1 pseudogene is annotated in these 434 nt (G+C 42.9%); it reads left to right on the forward strand.

Annotation, left to right across the window (positions count from 1 at the left end):
* Nucleotides 1-23 precede the first annotated feature (23 nt).
* Nucleotides 24-434, forward strand: a pseudogene (locus tag C1I98_RS46680) (XylR family transcriptional regulator); the annotation flags it as partial.

Raw genomic sequence — 434 nt, forward strand, 5'->3', positions numbered from 1 at the left:
GTATGATTATTAATAAACATGTAATGCGCAGTACGAATGAAAAGCAAGTTCTGCAGCAGGTTATTAACGAAGGACCGATTAGCCGGAGCCAGATTTCACGGAACTTGAGTTTGAATAAAGTGACGGTTTCAGATATTTATAATCAGCTACTGCGGACCCAGTTCATCAAGGAAATTGGCTGTGGTGTCAGCACGAAAAACGGCGGTCGTAAACCAGTGATGGCTGAGCTGAACGTGAACTATGGTTTTGTGGCCAGCATTGACATGACGGCTGACGCAGTCAAACTTATGTATTCACGGTTGAATGGTAAAATTTTGCACTTTCAAAGCTTTAAGACGAGCGATATGACGTTTACGGATGTCATTGATTTGATTGAAGATCAATTACGGAACGTTGATGACTATGGTACGATTCATGGTCTGATGGGGGTCGCC

This window comes from Spongiactinospora gelatinilytica (genome assembly GCF_003236385.1).
In the GTDB taxonomy this organism is placed as follows: Bacteria; Actinomycetota; Actinomycetes; order Streptosporangiales; family Streptosporangiaceae; genus Spongiactinospora; species Spongiactinospora gelatinilytica.